The sequence below is a fragment of the Cohnella fermenti genome (genome assembly GCF_004801405.1).
Taxonomy (GTDB): Bacteria; Bacillota; Bacilli; order Paenibacillales; family Paenibacillaceae; genus Cohnella; species Cohnella fermenti.
Window position 1 is genome coordinate 1 of the sequence record NZ_SSOB01000092.1, and the last position, 2,732, is coordinate 2,732.

Consider the following 2,732-nt stretch of genomic DNA (forward strand, 5'->3'; position numbering starts at 1 on the left):
GTAGATAACTCGATTTTCGACTGGGTTTGATTTGATGTGCCCTTTTTCTTGACTCATCCGCCTCATGGCCAAAAAAATTTCCAATTCTCATGAATCAGGGGCTTGACATCATACCGCTGGACTTCTCGCCGCTCCCCGCCCTGCTCCGTCCCCCACTCCGCCCCCGCTTCCGCCCGCTATAGCTTCCGGCTATATCCAGATATAATTTTTAGAAATTACCGATAGGAATCGGCGGCGTGGTACTCTGTTCTCACAGATCGATAATCATTCCGCAATTTATTGCGATTAAGAGACATGTGAAAGGTGTGTGGCAAGCCATGGCAAAAGTCAAAACGGCCGGACTCGGCTATCCGCGAATCGGAGAGAAGCGCGAGTGGAAGCTGCTGCTTGAGAGCTACTGGGGCGGCAAAACAAATCGGGAGGACTTCCTCGCCCAGATGAAGGAGCTCCGGCTTGCCCGGCTGCGGAAGCTGCTGCTGAGCGGAATCGACTTCGTTCCGGTAGGCGACTTCACTCTGTACGACAGCATGCTGGATCACTCGGTCGCCTTCGGCCTGATCCCGGAGCGCTTCTCGGGCCTCGCTTCTCAGGATGCGCTCGATCTTTACTTCGCCATGGCGAGAGGCGCAACCGGCGCTCCCGCGAGCGAGATGACGAAGTGGTTCGACACGAACTACCATTACCTCGTTCCGGAATGGACGGCAAGCAGCGCTCCTTCGCTCGCAAGCAATCCTTGGCTGGAGGCGTTCCTTGAAGCGAAGCGGGAGCTCGGCATCGTCGGCCGCCCTGTGCTGATCGGGCCTTACACGTTCGCTCGCCTGTCGAAGGGCATTGCCGCAGGCCAACTGGCGGACAAGGTTCGCGCGCTCGTTCCGGCATACATCCAGGCGATCTCGGAGCTGGCGGAAGCCGGCGCAGGCTGGATTCAGATCGACGAGCCTTCCCTCGTCACCGACGTTCCGGAAGAGCATGTCGAGCTGCTTCAAGCGGTGTACGGACAGATCAAAGCTGCGGCGACGGAAGTCAAGCTTCAGCTTCAGACGTACTTCGGACCGGTAGCCCACCTGGAGAAAATAAAGCTGCTGCCCGTGGACGGAATCGGATTGGACTTCGTACGTGACGGCGGCGCAAACCTGGAGTCGATCGACAATTCGGGCTGGCCGGCGGACAAGGTTCTCGGAGCCGGCATCGTCGACGGAAGAGGCATCTGGCGTGTCGACCCGAACGCCGCTCTCGGCAAGCTGGAGCGCCTCGGCAAGAACGTAGCGGCGGATAAGCTGATCGTGCAGCCTTCCTGCAGCCTGCTCCATGTGCCGGTCAGCGCGAAGCTGGAGTCGACGGGCGATCCGGTCGTCCGCGGAGCGTTCGCTTTCGCCGACGAGAAGCTGGCGGAGCTTGTCGCACTGGCGGAAGCGTGGGAGCAAGGCACGTCGGCCTCCCCGCTGCTTGAGCAGAACCGCGAAGCGCTCGCTGCGCTGCAAGCTCATCCGGGCCGCAACCGCGACGTCTCCTCCGAAGTCGGCGAATCCGACCGCAACGCCCGCGCTCCGTTCGAAGAGCGCCGCGTCCTGCAGCAGAACAAGTTCAAGCTGCCGCCGCTGCCGACGACGACGATCGGAAGCCTGCCGCAGACGTCCGACATCCGCCGCGCCCGCGTCGACCTGCGCAAGGGCAACATCGACCAGGCGAAGTACGAGGAGATTCTCCGCGAGAAGACGAAGCTGTGGATCGAACGCCAGGAGGAGCTTGGCATCGACGTGCTCGTTCACGGCGAATTCGAGCGCACCGACATGGTCGAGCACTTCGGCCATCTGCTTGACGGCTATCACTTTACCGGCAACGGTTGGGTGCAATCGTACGGCTCCCGCTGCGTGAAGCCGCCAGTCATCTACGGCGATGTGGTCGCCCGCGATCCGATGACGGTTGCCGACTCGGTGTACGCCCAGTCGCTCACCTCGCGTCCGGTCAAAGGAATGCTCACCGGACCGATCACGATGCTCGCTTGGTCGTTCTACCGCGACGACCTCTCGAAGGCCGAGATTGCTTTCCAGATTGCCCGCGCCCTGAATGTCGAGGTGCTGCGCCTCGAGGAAGCCGGCATCGCGATGATCCAGGTCGACGAGCCCGCTCTCCGCGAGATCGCGCCTCTCCGCAAGGGCGAGTGGAAGGAATACCTCGATTGGGCGGTCGGCGCGTTCCGCGAGAGCGTCGGCGGCGTGCAGAACGAGACGCAGGTCCACACGCACATGTGCTACTGCGACTTCCACGAGATTCTGCCGGCGATCGAAGCGATGGACGCCGACGTCATCTCGCTCGAGACGTCGCGCAGCCACGGCGCCCTCGTCGAAGCGCTTCGCGACGAGCCTTACGCGAACGGCATCGGACTCGGCGTCTACGACATCCACAGCCCGGTCGTTCCGGACACGGCGGAGATGCTCGCCGTCATCCGCTCCGCGCTCTCCGTCGTTCCGTCCGAGCGCCTCTGGGTCAACCCGGACTGCGGCCTGAAGACGCGCGGAGAACCCGAAGCGATCGCCGCACTCAAGAACATGACCGAAGCCGCCGCGCTTGCCCGCCAGGAGCTCGCTGCAGCAGGCAAGTAACCCGATCGGATAGGAGGCTACCCATTAGTTGAGTAGCCGACCTTCCACACCACCGTACGTACCGTTCGGTATACGGCGGTTCAACCGTTTGAGTGCAGTTGACGCAAGCGCTCGTACTGTGCAGGGAAG

At 61.9% G+C, this 2,732-nt stretch carries 1 protein-coding gene; it reads left to right on the forward strand.

The window, feature by feature from the left end:
- Positions 1-317: 317 nt before the first annotated feature.
- A complete protein-coding gene (gene metE / locus E6C55_RS33060) occupies positions 318-2,603 on the forward strand; it encodes a 5-methyltetrahydropteroyltriglutamate--homocysteine S-methyltransferase (protein ID WP_136374097.1) in 2,286 nt (761 codons plus the stop codon).
- Positions 2,604-2,732: the final 129 nt, after the last annotated feature.